A 22,096-nucleotide genomic window follows, 5' to 3' on the forward strand; every position below is an offset into this window, starting at 1 on the left:
CGCAGCGCGCATCCGCAAGAATGATGACGTGGCGAGCGAGGAGACCAGGGTGGTGGCCGGGCGGTACCGGTTGCGCTCCGTTCTGGGTTCCGGCTCGATGGGCACCGTCTGGTCGGCCTACGACGAGTTCCTGCACCGGCCGGTCGCGGTGAAGGAGATCCTGCTGCCGCCTGGTGTCACCGCGGGCCAGGCCGATGAGCTGCGGGAGCGGACGCTGCGTGAGGCGCGCGCCATCGCCGTGCTGTCCCACCCGAACGTGATCACCCTGCACGACGTCGCCCGTCAGGACGGCGAGCCGTTCGTGGTGATGGAGCTGCTGCCCTCGCACAGCCTGGCGGAGCTGATCCGCGACCACGGCCCGCTGTCGGTCGAGCAGGCAGCGGCGGTCGGGGACGCGGTCGCCGCCGCGCTGGGCGCCGCGCACAACGCCGGCATCACGCACCGCGACGTCAAGCCGGGCAACGTGCTCGTCGCGGAGGACGGGCGGATCAAGCTCACCGACTTCGGCATCGCCCGCAACGTCTCCGACGCCTCGATGACCCGCACCGGCATGACGCTGGGTTCGCCGGCCTACATCGCCCCGGAGGTGGCTTCCGGCCGGGCGGTGACACCGGCCGCGGACCTGTGGGGGCTGGGCGCGACGCTGTTCTGCGCCGTGGAGGGCCACCCGCCCTACGACGCGGACGGAGATCCGCTGGAGACGATCGGGCGGGTCGTCAGGGGCGACGTGCCGCGGCCCTCGCCCGGCCCGCTGGCGCCGTTGATCAGCGCGTTGATGGCGAAGGAGCCGCGGGACCGGATGCCGCTCGCGCAGGTGCGGCGGGAGTTGCACCCGATCCTGGAGAAGGCGCCGCGGGTGCTGTTCGGGCCGGAGATGTTCGCCGCGGCCAGTGGTCAGCGTGAGGCGGCGACCGACACGCGGGAGATCTCGGCGAGCCCGCAGCCGCCGGAGGACCCGCCGGCCGGTCAGCTGGCGGCCGACCCAGGTCCGTTGCCGTTCGCCGGGCCCGCCGCCACCGGTGAGCTGGCTGCGGACCCGGGCCCGCTGCCGTTCCGGGCGGCGGGGTCGGGTGGCACGCTGACCGCGGATCCCGCTCCCGCCCGGCCGGTGGGCGCACCCGTCACCGGCGGCCGCGGCACGAGGGCGACGGTGGTGCTGGTCGCGGTGTCGATCGTGGTGTTCCTGGCCGCCGCGTTCGGTGGTTTCGCGGCGGCCCGGGTGATCGGGGCGCAGCCGGTGGTGCCGCCGTCGAAGGAGCAGACGTTCGAGCCGTCGGCCCCGCAGCCGACGGTGTTCGAGCGGCGGACGGGTGAGGCGTCGAACGTGAAGGGCGCCCAGGGCGGGGCGTTCACCGTGGACGTGCCGGCCGACTGGACGCGGTTCACGAGTTCGCAGGCCGGGGACGGGCTGCCGCTGTCCACGCTGGTGCAGTTCGTGTCGGCGGACGGTTCGCAGATGCTCGCGGTGAACCACTTCCCGAAGTACTTCCCGGCCAACAGTCTCGACGACTACCTCAACGCCGTGGAGCGGAGCCGGTCCAACACCGGGTTCACGCTGGTGTACGAGGCGAGGCTGACCGAGCAGGACGGCGTGACGATGATGTACCGGACGATCGACCGTTCCCCGGCGGGATCGGTGAGCCGCACGACCTACGCGAACGTGTTCCGGCAGGGCACCAGCCTGTGGGTGGTCGGCGTGACGGTGCCGACGGACCAGGAGGAGACGGCGAAGACCGCACTCTACGAGCGCATCGTGCCGACCTTCCAGGTAACCGGCTGACGGCCGGACCGGCGGCGGGCGCTCGCCCGGTTCTGGCGCGCCGCTGGGAAGATGGTCGCCATGACGGAAAAGGACGTGGCGGCCGCTGCTGCCGCCACCATCGCCGAGCGCACCGGGTTCGCCAGGCACGACATCGCGGTGGTTCTCGGGTCGGGGTGGCGTCCCGCGGCAGACGTGATCGGCGAGCCGGAGGCGGAGATCCCGCTGGGTGAGCTGCCCGGGTTCGAGACACCGACGGCGGTCGGGCACGGCGGGACCGTGCGGTCGGTGGACGTGGACGGCAAGCGCGCTCTGGTGCTGCTCGGCCGCACCCACCTGTACGAGGGCAAGGGCGTGGGTCGCGTGGTGCAGAACGTGCGCACCGCTGCCGCGACGGGCGTGAAGTCCGTGCTGCTCACCAACGCCGCCGGCGGGTTGCGCGAGGAGTACCACGTCGGCCAGCCCGTGCTGATCTGCGACCACCTCAACATGACCGCGACGTCCCCGATCACCGGCGCGAACTTCGTCGACCTGGTCGACCTGTACTCGCACCGGCTGCGTGACCTCGCCCGCGAGATCGACCCCGGGCTGACCGAAGGTGTGTACGCGGGTCTGCCCGGCCCCCACTTCGAAACCCCCGCCGAGATCCGCATGCTGCGCACCCTGGGTGCGGACCTGGTCGGCATGTCGACCGTCCTGGAGGCGATCGCCGCGCGGGCCGCCGGTGTCGAGGTGTTCGGGCTGTCCCTGGTCACCAATCTGGCCGCGGGTATGACCGGGGAACCGTTGAGCCACCAGGAGGTCCTGGCGGCCGGACGGGCGTCGGCCGAGAAGATGGGCACCCTGCTGCGTGAGCTCGTGGCCCGGGCATGACTCGTCTGCCACCCGAGCTCCGGGACCGGGCGATCCGCTGGATCGCCGACGACGTCGACCCCGCCGCCCGGCACGAGCTGCAAACCGTGCTGGCGGCCGCGATGAGCGGTTCCGCCGACGGGGTGGCCGGTCTGGCCGACCGGATGGCGGGGCCGCTCGCGTTCGGCACCGCCGGGCTGCGCGGCCCGGTCCGGGCGGGGCCGAACGGCATGAACACGGCCGTCGTCGTGCGCACCACGGCCGGCGTGGCGAGCTGGCTGACCGCGCACGGCAAGGCGGGGCAGATCGTGGTCATCGGCCGGGACGCCCGGCACGGGTCCGCGTCGTTCGCGGCCGCGGCGGCCGAGGTGCTGCACGCCGCCGGGTTCGACGTGCGGGTCCTGCCCCGGCCGCTGCCGACGCCGGTGCTGGCCTTCGCGGCGAAGCACCTCGGGGCGGCCGCTGCCATCCAGATCACCGCGTCGCACAACCCCCCGTCGGACAACGGCTACAAGCTCTACGACGACAGCGCCATCCAGATCGTGCCGCCGGCCGACACCGAGATCGAGGCCGCCATCGCCGAGGCGCCCGGCGCGGTGAGCGTGCCGCGTCAGCCCGGTGCGACCGTGCTCGGTGAGGACGTCCTGGACGCCTACCTGGACCGCGTCGCCCAGGTGCCGCGGTCCACGGTGCGGGGGTTGCGGGTGGCCGCGACGGCGCTGCACGGGGTCGGGGCGGAGGTGCTGCGTGAAGCCCTCTCCCGGGCCGGGTTCACCGACGTGCACCTGGTCGCCGAACAGTCCGGTCCGGACCCGGACTTCCCGACGGTGTCGTTTCCCAATCCGGAGGAGCCGGGTGCGACGGACCTGCTGCTCGCGCTGGCCGCCGAGGTCGGCGCCGACCTCGCCATCGCCCTCGACCCCGACGCCGACCGGTGCGCGGTGGGTGTGCCGGACGCCGGCGGGCGGTGGCGGATGCTGCGCGGGGACGAGACCGGGGTCCTGCTGGGCGAGTACGTCCTGTCCACGACGACGAACCCGGATCCGCTGGTGGCGACGACGATCGTGTCCGCCGCGATGCTGCGGGAGATAGCCCGGGCCCATGGCGCCCGGTACGCGGAGACGCTGACCGGGTTCAAGTGGCTGACTCGTGCCGGGAACGGCCTGGTGTTCGCCTACGAGGAGGCGCTGGGGCTGTGCGTGAACCCGGATTTCGTACGGGACAAGGACGGCATCGCCGCCGCGGCTTTGGCGTGTGACCTCGCGGCGAAGCTGAAGGCGGAGGACCGCTCGCTGCTGGACGAGCTGGATCGGCTGGCGGTCGCGCACGGTGTTCACGTGACCGACCAGGTGTCGTTGCGGGTGACGGATCTTGCGGTGCGCGGGCAGGTGATGACCCGGTTGCGGAAGGCACCGCCGGCCGAGCTGGCCGGTGTGCCGGTCGGAGTGGAAGATCTCCTGCCGGAGACGGACGCGTTGCGCATCGCCGGTGGTGGGGTGCGGGTGGTGATCCGCCCGTCGGGGACCGAGCCGAAGTTGAAGTGTTATCTGCAGGTGATGCGGCCGGTCGGGGACGCGGCCGCGCTGGCCGCAGTGCGAGTGGATGCGACGGGGACGATGGCGGCGCTGCGCCGCGACGTCGAGGCCCTGCTGGGCTGATCGGGTGCCGCCCGCGCCGTGGCGTGGGCGGCACCTGGAGACAGCTCGAGGCCCCGGGAGAACCGTGACGGTTCTCGACCGGGGCCTCGAGTATCAAGTTGTGTTCGGCGGTGTCCTACTCTCCCACACCCGCGGGGGTGCAGTACCATCGGCGCTGGCAGGCTTAGCTTCCGGGTTCGGAATGGGACCGGGCGTTTCCCTGCCGCCATGACCACCGAAACTCTCCGAAACAACACCCGTTGCCTGGGTGTGGTGTCTCAGAGTTGCAGAGCGGATGCGTAGCAGCTTTGTGGGCAAGTCCTCGGCCTATTAGTACCAGTCCACTCAAAAACACATTACTGTGCGTCCATGTCTGGCCTATCAACCCAATCGTCTCTTGGGGGCCTTAACCCACAAAGGGGTGGGAGACCTCATCTAGGAACAGGCTTCCCGCTTAGATGCCTTCAGCGGTTATCCCTTCCGAACGTAGCTAACCAGCCATGCCACTGGCGTGACAACTGGCATACCAGAGGTTCGTCCGTCCCGGTCCTCTCGTACTAGGGACAGCCTTCCTCAAGTCTCCTACGCGCGCGGCGGATAGGGACCGAACTGTCTCACGACGTTCTAAACCCAGCTCGCGTGCCGCTTTAATGGGCGAACAGCCCAACCCTTGGGACCTACTCCGGCCCCAGGATGCGACGAGCCGACATCGAGGTGCCAAACCATGCCGTCGATATGGACTCTTGGGCAAGATCAGCCTGTTATCCCCGGGGTACCTTTTATCCGTTGAGCGACATCCCTTCCACCAGGAGATGCCGGATCACTAGTCCCTGCTTTCGCACCTGCTCGACCCGTCAGTCTCACAGTCAAGCTCCCTTGTGCACTTACACTCAACACCTGATTGCCAACCAGGCTGAGGGAACCTTTGGGCGCCTCCGTTACCTTTTAGGAGGCAACCGCCCCAGTTAAACTACCCACCAGGCACTGTCCCTGAACCCGATCAGGGCCCTAGGTTAGATTCCCAATCCGACCAGAGTGGTATTTCAACAATGACTCCACCCGAACTAGCGTCCAAGCTTCACAGTCTCCCACCTATCCTACACAAGCCGAACCGAAAACCAATACCAAGCTATAGTAAAGGTCCCGGGGTCTTTCCGTCCTGCCGCGCGTAACGAGCATCTTTACTCGTAGTGCAATTTCACCGGGCCTGTGGTTGAGACAGCCGGAAAGTCGTTACGCCATTCGTGCAGGTCGGAACTTACCCGACAAGGAATTTCGCTACCTTAGGATGGTTATAGTTACCACCGCCGTTTACTGGCGCTTAAATTCTCAGCTTCGCCCCACAAGGAGACTAACCGGTCCTCTTAACGTTCCAGCACCGGGCAGGCGTCAGTCCATATACATCGTCTTACGACTTCGCATGGACCTGTGTTTTTAGTAAACAGTCGCTTTCCGCTGGTCTCTGCGGCCAACTCACCCTAGCCCGCAAAGGGGCTTCAAGTGCTTTGGCCCCCCTTCTCCCGAAGTTACGGGGGCATTTTGCCGAGTTCCTTAACCACAGTTCACCCGACCGCCTTAGTATTCTCTACCTGACCACCTGTGTCGGTTTGGGGTACGGGCCGCACATGTTCTCGCTAGAGGCTTTTCTCGGCAGCATAGGATCACCCTACTTCACCTCAACGGCTACGCATCACGTCTCAGACACATAAGCAGCGGATTTACCTACCACTCGTCCTACACGCTTACACCAGTACAACCACTCACTGGCGGAGCTACCTTCCTGCGTCACCCCATCGCTTGACTACTACCAGCTCAGGCCCCACGCAGACCAACCTCAACCCGAAAGTCTCAGCCAGCCCGGGTGGTTAGTATCACCAGCCTCGTCATGGGCGAACATACGCGGGTACGGGAATATCAACCCGTTGTCCATCGACTACGCCTGTCGGCCTCGCCTTAGGTCCCGACTTACCCTGGGCAGATTAACTTGACCCAGGAACCCTTGGTCATCCGGCGGCAGAGTTTCTCACTCTGCATTCGCTACTCATGCCTGCATTCTCACTCCCACACCCTCCACCACTCGCTTCCACGGTGGCTTCCCCGGATGCAGGACGCTCCCCTACCCAACAACACCACTACACAACACTCACAAGGAGCGAAGTGGATGTACATGTGTCATTGACACGGCTTCGGCGGTGTACTTCAGCCCCGCTACATTATCGGCGCAGGACCACTTGACCAGTGAGCTATTACGCACTCTTTCAAGGATGGCTGCTTCTAAGCCAACCTCCTGGTTGTCTCGGCGACCCCACATCCTTTCCCACTAAGCACACACTTAGGGGCCTTAGCCGGTGTTCTGGGCTGTTTCCCTCTCGACGACGAAGCTTATCCCCCGCCGTCTCACTGCCGCACTCTCACGTGATGGTATTCGGAGTTTGGTTGACTTCGGTAACCCGGTAAGGCCCCTAGGCCATCCAGTAGCTCTACCCCCACCACGAAACATGCGACGCTGCACCTAAATGCATTTCGGGGAGAACCAGCTATCACGGAGTTTGATTGGCCTTTCACCCCTACCCACAACTCATCCCCCAGGTTTTCAACCCTGGTGGGTTCGGCCCTCCACGAGGTCTTACCCTCGCTTCAGCCTGGCCATGGGTAGATCACTCCGCTTCGGGTCTAGACCACGCGACTCACACGCCCTATTCAGACTCGCTTTCGCTACGGCTACCCCACACGGGTTAACCTCGCCACGCAGCACTAACTCGCAGGCTCATTCTTCAAAAGGCACGCCATCACAATCTCACGATCGCTCTGACGGCTTGTAGGCACACGGTTTCAGGTACTCTTTCACTCCCCTCCCGGGGTACTTTTCATCTTTCCCTCACGGTACTAGTCCGCTATCGGTCACCAGGAAGTATTTAGGCTTACCGAGTGGTCCCGGCAGATTCACAGCAAATTCCACGAGCTCGCTGCTACTCGGGAACACCAACACACCACACCAACACAGCTTTCGCGTACGGGACTCTCACCCACTCCGGTCCACCATCCCAGGCGGTTCCACTAGCCATGCAGCACGATGCCAGAAGTGTCAGCTCCTGGAAGTCAGGTCCCACAACCCCGCACACACAACCCCTGACAGGTATCACATGCGCACGGTTTAGCCTCCTCCGCTTTCGCTCGCCACTACTCACGGAATCACTAAGTGTTTTCTCTTCCTACGGGTACTGAGATGTTTCACTTCCCCGCGTTCCCTCCACGCACCCTATATATTCAGATGCGGGTAACACCTCATAACAGGTGCTGGGTTTCCCCATTCGGACACCCTCGGATCACAGCTCGGTTGACAGCTCCCCGAGGCTTATCGCAGCCTCCCACGTCCTTCATCGGCTCCTGATGCCAAGACATCCACCATGTGCCCTTAACAACTTGACCACAAAGATGCTCGCATCCACTCTGCAATTCTCAAACACCACACCCAGAAACAACACACGTGTTGCCTCAGGACCCAACAGCGTACCCATGAGCACCCACCGATCCGGCCAGCCATGCCGTTCCACACTCCCCGAAAGAAGCAGTACTAAACCATCACCACACCATCACGATGAGCATCAGCCAGCCGTCCACAATTCCTCGAGCAACCAGACAGCGCCACAGGCGGACACTGAGCCTGGCCACCCCACTCACCGAAACCGGTGAGCGGATGTGTTGTGCTCCTTAGAAAGGAGGTGATCCAGCCGCACCTTCCGGTACGGCTACCTTGTTACGACTTCGTCCCAATCGCCAGTCCCACCTTCGACCACTCCCTCCCCGCAAGCGAGGTTGGGCCATGGGCTTCGGGTGTTACCGACTTTCATGACGTGACGGGCGGTGTGTACAAGGCCCGGGAACGTATTCACCGCAGCGTTGCTGATCTGCGATTACTAGCGACTCCGACTTCACGCAGTCGAGTTGCAGACTGCGATCCGAACTGAGACCGGCTTTAAGGGATTCGCTCCACCTCGCGGTATCGCAGCCCTCTGTACCAGCCATTGTAGCATGTGTGAAGCCCTGGACATAAGGGGCATGATGACTTGACGTCATCCCCACCTTCCTCCGAGTTGACCCCGGCAGTCTCCCGCGAGTCCCCGCCATTACGCGCTGGCAACACAGGACAAGGGTTGCGCTCGTTGCGGGACTTAACCCAACATCTCACGACACGAGCTGACGACAGCCATGCACCACCTGCACACCGGCCACAAGGGGGCCGACATCTCTGCCGGTTTCCAGTGCATGTCAAGCCCAGGTAAGGTTCTTCGCGTTGCATCGAATTAATCCACATGCTCCGCCGCTTGTGCGGGCCCCCGTCAATTCCTTTGAGTTTTAGCCTTGCGGCCGTACTCCCCAGGCGGGGCGCTTAATGCGTTAGCTACGGCACGGACAACGTGGAAGTCGCCCACACCTAGCGCCCAACGTTTACAGCGTGGACTACCAGGGTATCTAATCCTGTTCGCTCCCCACGCTTTCGCTCCTCAGCGTCAGTATCGGCCCAGAGACCCGCCTTCGCCACCGGTGTTCCTCCTGATATCTGCGCATTTCACCGCTACACCAGGAATTCCAGTCTCCCCTACCGAACTCAAGCCTGCCCGTATCCACTGCAGGTCCGGAGTTAAGCCCCGGATTTTCACAGCAGACGCAACAAGCCGCCTACGAGCTCTTTACGCCCAATAATTCCGGACAACGCTTGCACCCTACGTATTACCGCGGCTGCTGGCACGTAGTTAGCCGGTGCTTCTTCTCCAGGTACCGTCACTTACGCTTCGTCCCTGGCGAAAGAGGTTTACAACCCGAAGGCCGTCATCCCTCACGCGGCGTCGCTGCATCAGGCTTCCGCCCATTGTGCAATATTCCCCACTGCTGCCTCCCGTAGGAGTCTGGGCCGTGTCTCAGTCCCAGTGTGGCCGGACACCCTCTCAGGCCGGCTACCCGTCGTCGCCTTGGTAGGCCATCACCCCACCAACAAGCTGATAGGCCGCGGGCCCATCCCGTACCGCCGAAACTTTCCACCCACCACCATGCGGTGCCAGGTCATATCCGGTATTAGACCCCGTTTCCAGGGCTTATCCCAAAGTACAGGGCAGGTTACCCACGTGTTACTCACCCGTTCGCCACTCATCCACCCAGCAAGCTGGGCTTCAGCGTTCGACTTGCATGTGTTAAGCACGCCGCCAGCGTTCGTCCTGAGCCAGGATCAAACTCTCCAACAATGCTAGAAAATCGATCCGGCTATAATTCATAGCCTCAAAGGAACCCACAAAGGGTTCTAGCTAATCAAACTGGCTTTAGCTCATCAATACACTGTTGAGTTCTCAAACAACACGTCTTGTTGTGTCACCCGACGACCCGTTCAGCGGCACAGAGTCTCCCGACTCCATTTCGCTGTGGCTTCGTCCGGCGGCGGTCACCCACTCTACCACCCCCAGGTGGGAGCTTGGTTCGTGACCCCCCGCCCGGTTTCCCGTTCCCGTGGGGCTTTTCTTCCCCGCCGGCCCGGTCTTCCTGGCGACGAAGAGAAGATTACATGCCCGGAAATGGGGTCCGCACAGGGGGGTCCCTTAACGGTAAATGCGCTGATCAACTGCCTGCCGAGGGCGTGGCGCCGTCGGTACGCGGGACCTCCGGGCGGTTGCACCGGCGCGCCGACCACGGCACGCTCCTCAGGCGTGCCCACGTTGCTGATCGTGCACCACACGCCCTCGCCGAACGTGCAAGCCATGTTCGAAGCCGTGGTGGACGGCGCGACGACCGACGAGATCACAGGGGTGACCGTGGTGCGCCGGGCCGCTCTCGCGGCCACCGCCACCGACGTCCTCGAAGCCGACGGCTACCTGCTCGGCACCACGGCGAACCTCGGCTACATGGCGGGGGCGCTCAAGCACTTCTTCGACCAGGTCTACTACCCGTGCCTGGACTCGACGCGCGGCCGGCCGTTCGGGTGTTACGTGCACGGCGGCAGTGACGTCGCCGGGACGGTCCGGGGCATCGAGTCGATCACCACGGGTCTCGGCTGGGTGAAGGCGGCGGAGTTCGTGACCGTTACCGGTGCACCGTCGAAGGCCGACCTCGAGAAGTGCTGGGAGCTGGGGGCGACGGTGGCGGCGGGCCTGATGGAATAACGAAGTTATGTAACGGTGTTACGATCCTCGTAGGTCTCCCCGAAAGGAACTCGCGATGATCGTCCTGTCCGGTCCCACCCAGCTGTTCACCGTGATCGCGCTGGTCTCGCTGCCGACCGTGATGTTCGGCGGGTACTCACTGCTCGCCCTGCTCCGCAAACGCGCGCTCACCGAGCAGCAACGGGCCTACTTCCGCGCCGGCCACGCACACGCCGGCGTGCTGCTCGTGCTGGCGCTGGTCACCCTGCAGCTCGTCGCCGCCGGCGGGCTCGGCACCGCCGGCCAGTGGATCGTGTCCGTCCTGCTGCTGATCGGGATCCTCGGTCAGTCGGGCGGGTTGTTCCTGCACCTGCTGCCCGGGCGGAAGGCGCTCGCGCACGGGGTGACGGTCGGCGGCGCCGTGCTGCTCGCCGCGGCGATGATCACCACCGCCGTCGGCGTGGCGGTGGCCTGAGCGGGATGCCCAAACCGGCGGACCTCACCTGCCGACGGTGCGGGCCAGGGCCGCCGGGTAGCGCTCCCCCGCCACGGCGTCGGCCGGGACCGCCGCCTCGATCCGCTCGACGTCCTCGCCGGACAGTTCGAGGGTCGCGGCGGCGACGTTCTCCTCCAGGTACCGGCGGCGCTTCGTCCCGGGGATCGGCACCACGTCGGCGCCCTGGTGCTGCACCCAGGCCAGCGCCAGCTGCCCCGCGGTCACGCCCTTCTCCTCCGCCAGCTCCCGCAACGCCTCGACGATGCGCAGGTTCCGGTCGAGGTTGCCCCCGGCGAACCGCGGCAGGTTGCGGCGCATGTCGTCGGCGGGCAACTCGTCCACCGTGGTGATGCTGCCGGTCAGGAACCCGCGCCCGAGCGGCGAGAACGGCACGATCCCGATGCCCAGCTCGCGGCAGGCCGGCACCACCTCGTCCTCGATCCCCCGCGTCCACAGGCTCCATTCACTCTGCAGGGCGCTCACCGCGTGGACGGCGTGCGCCCGGCGGATCGTGTCCGCGGACGCCTCCGAAATGCCGAGGTAGCGGACCTTGCCCTCGGCGACCAGCTCGGACAGCGCGCCCCACGTCTCCTCGACCGGGACGTCCGGATCGACCCGGTGCTGGTAGTAGAGGTCGATGTGGTCCACGTTCAGGCGGCGCAGCGACCGCTCGGCGCACTGGCGCACGTAGGCCGCGTCCCCGCGCACCTGCTGCCCCTCGTCGTCGCGGCGGATGCCGAACTTGGTGGCGAGCACGACCCGGTCGCGGTTGCCCGCGATCGCGCGGCCGACCAGCTCCTCGTTCGCGCCGTCGCCGTAGACGTCGGCCGTGTCCAGCAGGGTCACGCCCAGCTCCAGGGCACGGTGGATGGTCGCGATCGACTCCGCCTCGTTGTCGCGCACGCCGTACGCCTGGCTCATGCCCATGCAGCCCAGGCCCTGCGCGCCGACTTCCAGCCCGCCCAGCCTCCTCGTGCCGATCACGCGGAGATCTCCTCCCTGACCACACCGGCATCCGGGATGCGGGCACAGATCCGGTCGTAGTTGTCGATCTTGTAGTCGAGGACGTCCAGGCACGCCTGGAGCTCCGCGATGCGCCCGGCGACCGAGTGGCGCTGTTCGACGAGGATCGCGCGGCGGCGGGCCACCCCCGCGTCACCGGCCTGCCGCAGCTGCGCGTACTCCCGCATCATCTTGATCGGCATGCCGGTCGTGCGGAGCTTGGTGAGGAACTCCAGCCACGCGAGGTCGTCGTCGGAGTAGACCCGCCTTCCCGCCGCGTCCCGGGCGGGCGGCTCGACGAGCTTGATGCGCTCGTAGTAGCGGAGGGTGTCGATCGACAGCCCGCTGCGACGTGCGGCTTCCGCTATCGAGTAGCTCATAAGGCGACAGTACGACCTGGAGTGCGCTCCAGGTCAAATCCGGACCCCGGGATCGGTAACAGCGTTGCGATATCCTGGGAGCATGCCGAGACCCCGGACACACGACGAAACGCTCCGGCTGAAACTGCTCGACCGCGCCGGTGAACTCCTGTCCCGGGACGGGCCCGCGGCGCTCAGCCTGCGCCGGCTCGCCGCCGACGCAGGCACCTCGACCACCGCGGTGTACTCGCTCTTCGGCGGCAAACCGGAGCTGGTCAACGCGGTCTACCTGGAGGGGTTCCGGCGGTTCGGGGCACGGCTGCGCGGGATCGAGCGGACCGGCGACCCGGTCGAGGACTTCGTGCGGCTCGGGCTGGCGTACCGGACGAGCGCGCTGGCCGACCCGCACCTGTACTCGATCATGTTCACCAAAGCGGTCCCCGGTTTCGAACCGGCCGCCGAGGCCACCCAGGTCGCCCAGGACTCACTGGCGCCGCTGGTGGACACCGTGCGCACGGCGATCGCGGCCGGGGCGTTCAAACCGGTGGCACCCGAGGTGATCGCGGTCAGCGCGTGGGGCATCGTGCACGGGCTGGTCTCCCTGGAGCTGGCCGGCAACCTGCCGCCGGACTTCGACGTGGCCGCCTCGTACGAAGCGGCGCTGCGGGCGCACGCGGCCGGGTGGCGCGCCTAGGGTTTCCGCCAGGTCAGGGAGTACCGGCGGAGCACGTGCCAGCGGTAGCGCACGCCGGGCAGGAGCCGCTGCGCCGCCTCCCGCACCTCCCGGTAGGTCATCCGCGGCGTGGCGACGGGCATGTTCTCCGGTTCGCTCGCGCGGCGCAGGACCTTCACCACCCGCACGGCCGGCGCGGCGGCGATCCTCGCGATCCAGTCGCCCACGCTCGCTTCCCGGGCCAATCCGACCACCACCAGCGTGCCGCCCGGCCGCAGCAGCTCCCGCATGCGGGCCAGCGCCGCCGCGAAGTCCATGTGGTGGATCGCGGACACCGAGCAGATGAAGTCGTAGCCCGCGGCCAGGTCGGCGGTGAGGAAGTCGCCCTCGACGAACGTCAGGTCACCCTCGGCGAGCTCGCGGGCACGGGCGATCATCTCCGGCGAGCTGTCGATCCCGGTGACCCGCTTCGCCCGCCCCGTCAGCTTCCGCGCGAGCAGCCCGTCCCCGCAGCCGACGTCCAGCGCGTCACCGCATCCGGCGGGGACGGCGCGAAGGATGTCACCGTGGCGGGCGACGTTGGTGTTCCAATACGACACCTACCGGGCCCCGTACTGCCGGTCCCCCGCGTCCCCGAGACCCGGGACGATGAACCCGGAGTCGTTGAGGCGCTCGTCGACGCTCGCGGTGACCACCCGCACCGGCAGGCCGGAATCCGCCAGGTGCTTGAGCCCCTCCGGCGCGGCGAGCGCGCAGATCGCGGTGACGTCGGTGGCGCCGCGGCCGCTCAGCAGCCGGATCGTGTACGCCATGGAACCGCCGGTGGCGAGCATCGGGTCCAGCACCAGCACCGGGCAGTCGGACAGGTCGTCGGGCAGCGACTCCATGTACGGCGTCGGCCGCAGGGTCTCCTCGTCGCGTGCCAGCCCGACGAACCCCATGCGCGCCTCGGGAATCAGCTTGTGCGCCTGGTCGGCCATCCCCAGCCCCGCCCGCAGCACGGGCACCAGCAGCGGCGGGTTCGCCAGCCGGAACGCGTCGGTCCGGGCGACCGGCGTGTGGATGCGCTCGGTGCGCACCGGCGCCTCGCGGGTGGCTTCGTAGATCAGCATGACGGTCAGCTCGTGCAGGGCCGCCCGGAAGGCCGCGCTGTCCGTGCGGGCGTCACGCATGGTCGACAGCCTGGCCTTGGCCAGCGGATGATCGACGACATGCACGTCCATGACGCGTCACGGTAGTCGATCGACTCGGCGAAACGGCCCCTGTACCGGGGCGAAGCTCGGTAGGCTCGCGCGGTGGAACATCCTGCCAGTCCCGAGCACCCGCCGATGCGGGCCTCCGACGCGGACCGGGAACGGGTCGCGCAAATCCTGCACGCCGCGCTGGCCGAAGGGCGGATCACCGTGCAGGAGCTCGAAGAACGGCTCGACACCGTGTACGCCGCGAAAACCCTCGCCGAGCTCGGACCGCCCATCGCTGACCTGCCCGGCGTCTCCGCCGGTGCCGTGCAGCCCGCCACGCCCCGGACGCCCGCCCTGGACGACCGGATCGGCGGCGTGCCCGGCTCGAAGATGTCCGTCGCCATCATGTCCGGCGCCGACCGCAAGGGCGCCTGGACCGTGCCGGCCGAGCACAACAGCTTCGCGTTCTGGGGCGGCGTCGAACTCGACCTGCGCGCCGCCCGCTTCGCCGAGCGGCACAGCACCATCACCGCGGTCGCCATCATGGGCGGCATCGACATCGTGGTCCCCGACGACGTCATCGTCGACGTCACCGGCATCGGGTTCATGGGCGCGTTCGAGAGCCAGGACCGGGCCGGCGCCTCCACGCAGCCCCCGCCGCCGGGCGCGCCGGTGGTCAAGGTCACCGGGCTGGCGTTCTGGGGCGCGGTGACGGTGATCCGGAAGCCGCGCCGGTAGTGGGGACCACGGCCGGCACGGTCTCCACCCGGGGGCACGGCCCGGTACTAGCCTCTACGAGGTGAGCGCACCCACTCTGCCGGCCGCTCTCGCCGACGCCACCCGCGACGACGCGAGCCTCCGGCGCTTCCTGCACGGGCTGCCCGGTGTGGACCAGGTCGGGGTCGAGGCCCGGGCCGCCGCGCTGGCCACCCGCAGCATCAAGAAGGCCAGCAAGCTGTGGGCCATCGACACCGCGATTTCGATGGTCGACCTGACCACCCTCGAGGGCGCCGACACGCACGGCAAGGTCCGCGCGCTGACCGCGAAGGCCCGGCGTCCGGACCCGGACCGGCCGGACACACCGCAGGTCGCCGCGGTGTGCGTGTACCCCGACCTGGTCGCGGCGGCCGTCGAAGGGCTCAGGGGCACCGGCATCGGCGTCGCGAGCGTCGCGACAGCTTTCCCGTCCGGCCGCTCGTCGCGGCAGGTGAAGCTGGCCGACGTGGCGCTGGCCGTGGACTCCGGTGCGACCGAGGTCGACATGGTGATCGACCGCGGCGCCTTCCTCGAAGGGCGCTACGGCGCGGTGTTCGAGGAGATCCAGGCCGTCAAGGCCGCCTGCGGGAACGCGCACCTGAAGGTCATCCTGGAGACCGGTGAGCTGGTCACCTACGACAACGTGCGCCGCGCGTCCTGGCTGGCCCTGCTGGCCGGCGGCGACTTCATCAAGACCTCCACCGGCAAGGTCTCCCCCGCCGCGACGCTGCCGGTCACGCACGTGATGCTGCAGGCGGTGCGTGACTGGTTCACCGCGACCGGCGAGCTGCGTGGCGTGAAACCGGCCGGCGGCATCCGGACCACCAAGGACGCGATCAAGTACCTGGTGGCCGTGCACGAGATCGCCGGTGAGCAGTGGCTCACCCCGGAGCTGTTCCGCTTCGGCGCGTCCAGCCTGCTCAACGACCTGCTGTTGCAGCGGCGCACCCAGCACGACGGCCACTACGGCGGCCCCGACTACGTGGCGGTGGACTGATGCCCGCGTTCGAGTACGCACCCGCGCCCGAGTCGCTCGAGCTGGCCAACCTGAAGCCGGGCTACCGGCCGTTCATCGACGGCGAGTTCGTCGACGGCGGCGGCGAACCGCTCAAGACCGTCAACCCGGCCACCGAGGAGGTGCTCGCCGAGGTGAGCACCGCGAGCGCCGCGGACGTCGACACGGCGGTGAAGGCCGCGCGCAAGGCGTTCGAGAAGACGTGGGGCCCGATGCCGGGCAGCGAGCGCGCCAAGTACCTGTTCCGCATCGCGCGGCTGATCCAGGAACGGTCGCGGGAGCTGGCGGTGCTGGAGACGCTGGACAACGGCAAACCGATCAGGGAGTCCCGGGACTCGGACCTGCCGCTGGTCGCCGCCCACTTCTTCTACCACGCGGGCTGGGCCGACAAGCTCGGCTACGCCGGGTTCGGGCCGGACCCGAAACCGCTGGGCGTGGCCGGGCAGATCATCCCGTGGAACTTCCCGCTGCTGATGCTGGCGTGGAAGATCGCGCCCGCCCTGGCCACCGGCAACACCGTGGTGCTGAAGCCGGCCGAAACGACCCCGCTGACCGCCCTCGTGTTCGGCGAGATCTGCCAGCAGGCCGGGCTGCCGCCGGGCGTGGTGAACATCCTGCCCGGCGCGGGTGACACCGGCGCGCGGCTGGTGGAGCACCCGGGCGTGGACAAGATCGCCTTCACCGGCTCGACCGAGGTCGGCAAGCTGATCCAGCGTCAGGTCGCGGGCACGCCCAAGCGGCTCACGCTGGAACTCGGCGGCAAGGCCGCGAACGTGGTCTTCGACGACGCCCCGCTGGACCAGGCCGTGGACGGCATCGTCAACGGCATCTTCTTCAACCAGGGCCACGTGTGCTGCGCCGGTTCCCGGCTGCTGGCGCAGGAGTCCGTGGTGGACGAGCTGCTGGACAAGCTGCGGTACCGGATTTCCACGCTGCGGCTGGGTGATCCGCTGGACAAGAACACCGACGTCGGCGCGATCAACTCGGCCGAACAACTGGGCAGGATCCGCGAGCTGGCCGACTCCGGCGAGGCCGAGGGCGCGCAGCGCTGGACCAGCCCGTGCCCGGTGCCCGAGCGCGGGTTCTTCTTCGCCCCCACCGTGTTCTCCGGGGTGCACCAGTCGATGCGGATCGCCCGCGAGGAGATCTTCGGCCCGGTGCTGTCCGTGCTCACCTTCCGCACGCCCGACGAGGCCGTCGCGAAGGCCAACAACACGCCCTACGGCCTGTCCGCCGGAATCTGGACCGAGAAGGGGTCACGGATCCTGTGGATGGCGAACCGGCTGCGGGCCGGCGTGGTCTGGGCCAACACGTTCAACCGCTTCGACCCGGCCGCCCCGTTCGGTGGCTACCAGGAGTCGGGCTTCGGCCGCGAAGGTGGCCGCACCGGTCTGGAGGGATACCTGGATGTCTGAGCGGGTCACCGTCGCGAAGACGTACAAACTGTTCATCGGCGGCAAGTTCCCGCGCTCGGAGTCCGGCCGGGTGTACCCGGTGACCGACCGCAAGGGACAGTTCCTCGCCAACGCCGCGCACGCCTCGCGCAAGGACGTGCGGGAGGCGGTGGTCGCCGCGCGCAAGGCGTTCGGCGGCTGGTCGGGCGCGACCGCCTACAACCGCGGGCAGGTGCTGTACCGGGTCGCGGAGGTGCTGGAGGGCCGCCGCGACCAGTTCGCCGCCGAGGTCGGCGCGGCCGAGGGTCTGCCGTCGCGGCGCGCGGAAACCGTGGTGGACGCGGCGATCGACCGCTGGGTCTGGTACGCGGGCTGGACGGACAAGGTGGCGAGCGTCCTCGGCGCCGCGAACCCGGTCGCCGGGCCGTACTTCTCGTTCACCGTCCCGGAACCGACCGGGGTGGCGGGCATCCTCGCGCCGCAGGAGTCGTCACTGCTCGGCCTGGTGAGCGTGCTCGCCCCGGCGCTGGCAGCCGGCTGCACCGCGGTCGTGGTGAGCAGCGCGGACCGGCCGCTGCCGGCCATCACCCTCTCGGAGGTGCTGGCGACGTCCGACCTGCCGGACGGAGTGGCGAACATCCTCACCGGCCGGGCGGGCGAGCTGGGGCCGTGGCTGGCCTCGCACGGCGACGTCAACGCCCTCGACCCGACGGGCGCCGATCCGGAGATCCGGGCGGACCTGGCGCGCGCGGCGGCGGGCACCGTCAAGCGCGTGCTCGCGGTGCCGGCCGCGGAACCGGACTGGACGCAGCCGCCGGACATCGCGCGGCTGCGCCGCTACCTCGAGGCGAAGACCGTTTGGCACCCGATGGGTGTCTAGCGGTCCCGGTGCCGACCGCGGGGCCGCCAGTGACGGCCCCGCGCCCGTTCGACCGGGAAGTCGGGATGGATCCCGGCGAACTCGGTGTCCGCGATGCCCATCAGCACCAGATACTTGACGCCGTCGCGGGACAGTTCGGTGTCACGCACCCGGCCTTCCTCACGGAAACCGAGCCGGGCGTGCAGCGACAGCGACGCGACGTTGCCGCCGTAGATGCTGACCTGGCATTTCCGGTAGCCCTGCACGCCGAACATGAACCGCAGCAGGGTGATCACCGCGTCACCGGCGTACCCGCAGCGGCGGTGCCGCGGCCCGATCCCGATGCCGTAGCTGAACCGGTCGGGCACGTCCGCCTCGGTCGCCGACAGCGAGCCGACGACCAGGCCACCACGTAGCGTCTCGATCGCGAAGTGGAAGTCGGCCTCGGCGCGGTGCGCGGCCCAGTGCCGGTACTCGCCGACCCGGCGGGTCTCGGCCGCGTCCCGGTCGAACCCGGCCAGCGTGCGCCGGTCGGCGACCGTGACCTCACGCAACCGCACCTTCCGCCCGGCCATGCCCTCAGCCACCGACGAGCGGTCGCGCGCCGGGCCGAGACGGGGCAGGGGCATCACCATCGCGAGCACCATACCGGTACTCGCCACCGGTTTTGGAGGTCCGGAACGGTGATCGGCCGCCCCGGCTCCTGCCGGCCGGGGACGCCGCCGGTCTACGGTGGGCACGAGTTCCCGGCTACCTGGTAGGAGGACCCATGCGCATCGCCGCCGACACCGACCTCTGCATCGGCGCGGGCCAGTGCGTGCTGACCGACCCGGAGCTGTTCGACCAGGACGACGACGGCACCGTGGTCGTCCTGGACGACCACCCCACCGGCGACAAGGAGGACACCGCCCGGGAAGCGGTCAACCTCTGCCCCGCCATGGCGCTGTCCCTGCGGGACTGACCGCCGCACCTCACCGCCTGACATCCTCCGCCTGCTCGGCTACATTTGTGCTCCACAGCACAGACGTCCTGGCGAGGAGGCGGTGTGACCACGGTCGACGAAGCCGCGCTCCGGGACATCTGCGCGCGCTACGGGATCGCCGAGCTGCTCGTGTTCGGTTCCGCCGCGCGTGGTGAGGTTCGCCCCTCCAGCGACATCGACATCGTGTAGGAACTCCGGCTCGGCTGGGAGATCGAGGATCTGAACGAGGAACTGGCTGCACTGTTCGGTCGCCCGGTCGACCTCGTGGCGAAGCGGTACCTGAACCTCTGCTGCGCGATGCCGTGCTCGCCGAATCAAGGCCGCTCTATGCGGCGTGAGCGCCTGCTGACGGCTCGCCGCGCGGTGCTCGGCGAGCTCACCTGACCCGGACCGGGAGGCTGTCCACGCCGTAGACGATCGACGTCCGGCGGTAGCTCAACCGTTCCGGCTCGACGTCCAGCCGCAGGCCCGGGAAGCGGCGGACGAGCGCCGGGTACGCCGCACGCAGCTCCATGCGCGCCAGCTCGGCCCCGATGCACCGGTGCACGCCCCAGCCGAAGGCCAGGTGCTGCGCCGGCGGTCGGGCGGGGTCGAACGACTCCATTTCGGACCCCAGCGCGCTGTCCCGGTTGGCCCCGCTGAGCGACACGAACACGATGTCGCCCTTGGCGATCTCCTGCCCGCCGACCGTGACGTCCTCCCGGGCGAACCGGGGGAACGCCACCTGCACCACCGTCAGGTACCGCAGCAGCTCCTCGACGAACCGGTGCGCGGCGTCGTCGGAGTCGCGCACCAGGTCGAACGTCGCGCGGTCACGCAGCAGCACGATCGCACCCAGCGCCAGCATGCTCGCCGTGGTCTCCAGGCCGCCGGTGAGCACGCCGTCGGCGAGCCCGGCGAGCTCACGGTCGGAGATGTCGTCGCCGTGTTCCTTCACCAGCATCCCGAGCAGGCCGTCCCCCGGCGACTCGCGTTGCTTCCGCACGATCTCCAGCAGGTAGGACAGGGACTCGGAGATGGCGCCGAACGAGGCACCCGCACCGGCGAACAGGTCGAACCGCACCGTGCTCAGCCGCTGGAAGTCGTCCCGGTCCTCGTAGGACACCCCGAGCAGCTCGCAGATCGTCAACGACGGGATCGGCAACGCGAACGACTGCATCAGGTCGACCGGACCGTCCGCCGCGTCCATCGCATCGAGCTGGGCGGCGATGATCTCGTCGATGCGCGGGGTGAGCCGGCTCAGCCGCCGCATCGTGAACTCCGGGGTCAGCAGCTTGCGCAGCCGCGTGTGGTCCGGCGGGTCGGCGAACCCGAGCCCGCCCGGGTTCTGCTCGGCGGACAGGCCGGCCTTGCCGACCAGGTTCGTGTAGTCGTTGCTGAACTTGTCGGTGGCCGCGAGGACTTCCTTCGCCTCGCCGTACCCGGTGACGAGCCACGCGGTGATGCCGAACGGCAGCGGCAACCGGCGCACCGGCGCCTCCCGCCGGGCCGCGCCCAGCTCCGGCACCGGGTCCAGCCCGTCGCGGCGCAGCGGCATCAACGCCGAGTCGGGCAGGACCGACAGGTCGAAGCCCTTCTTCTGCGCCCTCGCCAGGTAGCGCCGGCCCACCCACGAAACCACACGCGCGCGAAGCCCCATAGCCGCAGGTTACACGCGGCCACCGGCGGTTCCCGCGTCACTCGCGCAGGTGGTGCTGGTCACCCACTAGGTCGGCGTGCGGTCTGGACCAGAGGGTGGCGGGTACATCGTGGCGTCACCACAACAAGGGGAGTGTGCCCAGATGCCCGACAAGGCCCGCCTCGGGATGGCCGCCGCGCTCGGCGTCCTCCTGTCATCCGGCTCCGCGGTGGCCTCCGCCGCGCCCGCCGGGAACCAGTACGCCCTCTCGCAAGAGCAGCTCAGCCACCTACCCCCGGGACTGTGGGGCTTGCTGGGGCTGCTCGGCCTGTTCGGGCTGGTGGGCGTGTCCCGGCGGGGGCCGAAGCGCAACGGCAAGAACCCGCTGGCCGGCTACTCCGGTGAGGACGACCTGACACGCCCGCAAGGGCGTCACCACGCCGCGCCGGGGCAACGGCCGATGGAGTTCCAGTCCGGCGCCGACCGGAACCCGCAGGCTGAGCGCCCGCCGACGATCGGGACGGACCCGGCGGCCGCCCAGATGCGTCCCGAGGCGGCGCCGATGCCCGACCCGCGGCGGCCGGTCACCCGCACGCCGTCGGATGTGCCCATGCCGTCCTACGCCTCGTTCGACGCGCCCTCCGGGAGTCCGTACGGGATGGAAGCACCGCCGGGGAACCAGTACGGGAACCAGTACGGCAGCCAGTACGCGACACCGGCCGGCGGTCAACCGTGGACGGACGCGTCCTCCGGTGGCCGGCCCTACGCCGCCGCGGACACGCCGTCGGGCAGCCAGCCGATCCCCGGCTACGGCACGGAAACCTCGTCCACCGGGCCGCAGCCGTACCCGATGGCGGAACCCGGCGGCGGGCAGAGCTACGGCACCGACACGCCCGCCGGCGTCCCGTCGTACCCATCGGCGGAACCGTCGTCCAACGGCCAGCCCTACCCGACGACCGTGTCCTCCGGCGACCAGCCGTACCCGGCGGCGGAAACGTCCTCCGGCGACCAGAGCTACCCGGGGGAACTGCCGGGCGGCCACCAGTCCTACAGCGGCGAAGTGCCGACCCAGTCGCGGATCTACGCCTCGCCCGACGGGCCGTCCGGCGCACAGCAGGCGTACGCCGCGGACGTGACGCCCGGCATGCAGGCCGGCTCGCCGATGGACACGGCCCCGACCGCGCCGACCCCGGCGCTGTACCGCCGCAACCCGGAGCCGTTCCCGCAGACCGACCAGGACCAGCCGCCGGCCGTACCGCAGCAGCAGGGGACGGGCACGTTCGCGGGCCTGCCCCGCTACCCCGACGCCGCCGCACCGGACGGCGGCCCGGTCGACGCTGTGCCCCGACACCAGCGTTGACCAGCACTCCTCGCCGCGGCGTCCC

Annotated in this window: 19 protein-coding genes and 3 rRNA genes; 13 read left to right on the forward strand and 9 right to left on the reverse strand. The window is 68.5% G+C overall.

What is annotated here, in order from left to right; translation table 11 throughout:
* The first annotated feature begins 49 nt into the window (after positions 1-49).
* Genes FHX45_RS12020 through FHX45_RS12030 form a run of 3 tightly spaced genes read left to right on the forward strand, consistent with a single transcriptional unit; the run spans position 50 to position 4,269 of the window.
* Complete coding sequence (locus FHX45_RS12020; protein ID WP_167108800.1) at positions 50-1,780, forward strand: protein kinase domain-containing protein; 1,731 nt, start codon at positions 50-52, stop codon at positions 1,778-1,780.
* 60 nt (positions 1,781-1,840) lie between these two features.
* Positions 1,841-2,632: a purine-nucleoside phosphorylase gene (locus FHX45_RS12025; protein WP_208405899.1), complete on the forward strand. Its 792-nt coding sequence runs from the start codon at positions 1,841-1,843 to the stop codon at positions 2,630-2,632.
* Positions 2,629-4,269: a phospho-sugar mutase gene (locus FHX45_RS12030; protein WP_167100160.1), complete on the forward strand. Its 1,641-nt coding sequence runs from the start codon at positions 2,629-2,631 to the stop codon at positions 4,267-4,269. Before FHX45_RS12025 ends, FHX45_RS12030 begins: the two co-directional genes overlap by 4 nt.
* A 102-nt stretch (positions 4,270-4,371) precedes the next feature.
* Here the strand turns inward: FHX45_RS12030 and rrf are convergent.
* The 3 genes from rrf to FHX45_RS12045 form a co-directional block, all read right to left on the reverse strand.
* A 5S ribosomal RNA gene (gene rrf, locus FHX45_RS12035) occupies positions 4,372-4,488 on the reverse strand.
* Between the two features lie 70 nt (positions 4,489-4,558).
* Positions 4,559-7,677 (reverse strand): 23S ribosomal RNA (locus FHX45_RS12040).
* A gap of 286 nt (positions 7,678-7,963) precedes the next feature.
* A 16S ribosomal RNA gene (locus tag FHX45_RS12045) occupies positions 7,964-9,488 on the reverse strand.
* Together the 16S, 23S and 5S rRNA genes form the textbook arrangement of a ribosomal RNA operon.
* Positions 9,489-9,944: 456 nt before the next feature.
* On the opposite strand from FHX45_RS12045, the gene FHX45_RS12050 reads away from it, so the two are divergent.
* The gene (locus FHX45_RS12050) at positions 9,945-10,397 is read left to right on the forward strand and encodes a flavodoxin family protein (RefSeq protein WP_167100163.1); all 453 of its coding nucleotides are present in this window, start codon (positions 9,945-9,947) and stop codon (positions 10,395-10,397) included.
* A gap of 64 nt (positions 10,398-10,461) precedes the next feature.
* Complete coding sequence (locus tag FHX45_RS12055; RefSeq protein ID WP_167108803.1) at positions 10,462-10,851, forward strand: hypothetical protein; 390 nt, start codon at positions 10,462-10,464, stop codon at positions 10,849-10,851.
* A gap of 24 nt (positions 10,852-10,875) precedes the next feature.
* Here FHX45_RS12055 and FHX45_RS12060 read toward each other — a convergent pair whose 3' ends face one another.
* Positions 10,876-11,856: an aldo/keto reductase gene (locus FHX45_RS12060; RefSeq protein WP_167100166.1), complete on the reverse strand. Its 981-nt coding sequence runs from the start codon at positions 11,854-11,856 to the stop codon at positions 10,876-10,878.
* On the reverse strand, positions 11,853-12,254 hold the full coding sequence (locus FHX45_RS12065) for a MerR family transcriptional regulator (protein WP_167100169.1): 402 nt from the start codon (positions 12,252-12,254) through the stop codon (positions 11,853-11,855). The genes FHX45_RS12060 and FHX45_RS12065 overlap by 4 nt, the downstream gene beginning before the upstream one ends.
* 82 nt (positions 12,255-12,336) lie before the next feature.
* Here FHX45_RS12065 and FHX45_RS12070 point away from each other — a divergent pair, with 82 nt between their 5' ends.
* Positions 12,337-12,927: a TetR/AcrR family transcriptional regulator gene (locus tag FHX45_RS12070; RefSeq protein ID WP_167100172.1), complete on the forward strand. Its 591-nt coding sequence runs from the start codon at positions 12,337-12,339 to the stop codon at positions 12,925-12,927.
* On the opposite strand, the gene FHX45_RS12075 is transcribed toward FHX45_RS12070, so the two are convergent.
* Together FHX45_RS12075 and upp are read right to left on the reverse strand one after the other, a co-directional pair.
* Positions 12,924-13,505 carry a methyltransferase domain-containing protein gene (locus FHX45_RS12075; RefSeq protein WP_167100175.1) on the reverse strand — a complete coding sequence of 194 codons (582 nt, stop codon included), beginning with the start codon at positions 13,503-13,505 and terminating at the stop codon, positions 12,924-12,926. The genes FHX45_RS12070 and FHX45_RS12075 overlap by 4 nt on opposite strands.
* Complete coding sequence (gene upp / locus FHX45_RS12080; RefSeq protein ID WP_167100178.1) at positions 13,506-14,129, reverse strand: uracil phosphoribosyltransferase; 624 nt, start codon at positions 14,127-14,129, stop codon at positions 13,506-13,508.
* 105 nt (positions 14,130-14,234) lie between these two features.
* Here upp and FHX45_RS12085 point away from each other — a divergent pair, with 105 nt between their 5' ends.
* From FHX45_RS12085 to FHX45_RS12100, 4 genes are all read left to right on the forward strand, one after another.
* The gene (locus FHX45_RS12085) at positions 14,235-14,825 is read left to right on the forward strand and encodes a DUF1707 SHOCT-like domain-containing protein (protein WP_167108806.1); all 591 of its coding nucleotides are present in this window, start codon (positions 14,235-14,237) and stop codon (positions 14,823-14,825) included.
* 61 nt (positions 14,826-14,886) lie between these two features.
* Positions 14,887-15,840 (forward strand): deoxyribose-phosphate aldolase, encoded by a 954-nt coding sequence (gene deoC / locus FHX45_RS12090; RefSeq protein ID WP_167100182.1) that lies wholly within the window; start codon positions 14,887-14,889, stop codon positions 15,838-15,840.
* Entirely contained in the window at positions 15,840-17,273 is a 1,434-nt protein-coding gene (locus FHX45_RS12095; protein ID WP_167100185.1) for an aldehyde dehydrogenase family protein, read from the forward strand. Before deoC ends, FHX45_RS12095 begins: the two co-directional genes overlap by 1 nt.
* A complete protein-coding gene (locus tag FHX45_RS12100; protein ID WP_167100188.1) occupies positions 17,266-18,132 on the forward strand; it encodes an aldehyde dehydrogenase family protein in 867 nt (288 codons plus the stop codon). Before FHX45_RS12095 ends, FHX45_RS12100 begins: the two co-directional genes overlap by 8 nt.
* Here FHX45_RS12100 and FHX45_RS12105 read toward each other — a convergent pair.
* Positions 18,129-18,758: a GNAT family N-acetyltransferase gene (locus tag FHX45_RS12105; protein ID WP_167100191.1), complete on the reverse strand. Its 630-nt coding sequence runs from the start codon at positions 18,756-18,758 to the stop codon at positions 18,129-18,131. The genes FHX45_RS12100 and FHX45_RS12105 overlap by 4 nt on opposite strands.
* Positions 18,759-18,880: 122 nt before the next feature.
* Between FHX45_RS12105 and FHX45_RS12110 the strand changes: the two genes are divergently transcribed.
* Together FHX45_RS12110 and FHX45_RS27790 are read left to right on the forward strand one after the other, a co-directional pair.
* Positions 18,881-19,072 carry a ferredoxin gene (locus tag FHX45_RS12110; protein ID WP_167100194.1) on the forward strand — a complete coding sequence of 64 codons (192 nt, stop codon included), beginning with the start codon at positions 18,881-18,883 and terminating at the stop codon, positions 19,070-19,072.
* An 84-nt stretch (positions 19,073-19,156) separates the two neighbouring features.
* Entirely contained in the window at positions 19,157-19,282 is a 126-nt protein-coding gene (locus tag FHX45_RS27790) for a nucleotidyltransferase domain-containing protein (RefSeq protein ID WP_208405900.1), read from the forward strand.
* Between the two features lie 187 nt (positions 19,283-19,469).
* Here the strand turns inward: FHX45_RS27790 and FHX45_RS12120 are convergent, their stop codons facing one another.
* Entirely contained in the window at positions 19,470-20,732 is a 1,263-nt protein-coding gene (locus FHX45_RS12120) for a cytochrome P450 (protein WP_167100197.1), read from the reverse strand.
* 142 nt (positions 20,733-20,874) lie between these two features.
* On the opposite strand from FHX45_RS12120, the gene FHX45_RS12125 reads away from it, so the two are divergent.
* Positions 20,875-22,071, forward strand: a complete 1,197-nt coding sequence (locus tag FHX45_RS12125; RefSeq protein WP_167100200.1) for a hypothetical protein — start codon at positions 20,875-20,877, stop codon at positions 22,069-22,071.
* The last annotated feature ends 25 nt before the right edge of the window (positions 22,072-22,096 follow it).

The organism is Amycolatopsis granulosa, from assembly GCF_011758745.1.
In the GTDB taxonomy this organism is placed as follows: Bacteria; Actinomycetota; Actinomycetes; order Mycobacteriales; family Pseudonocardiaceae; genus Amycolatopsis_E; species Amycolatopsis_E granulosa.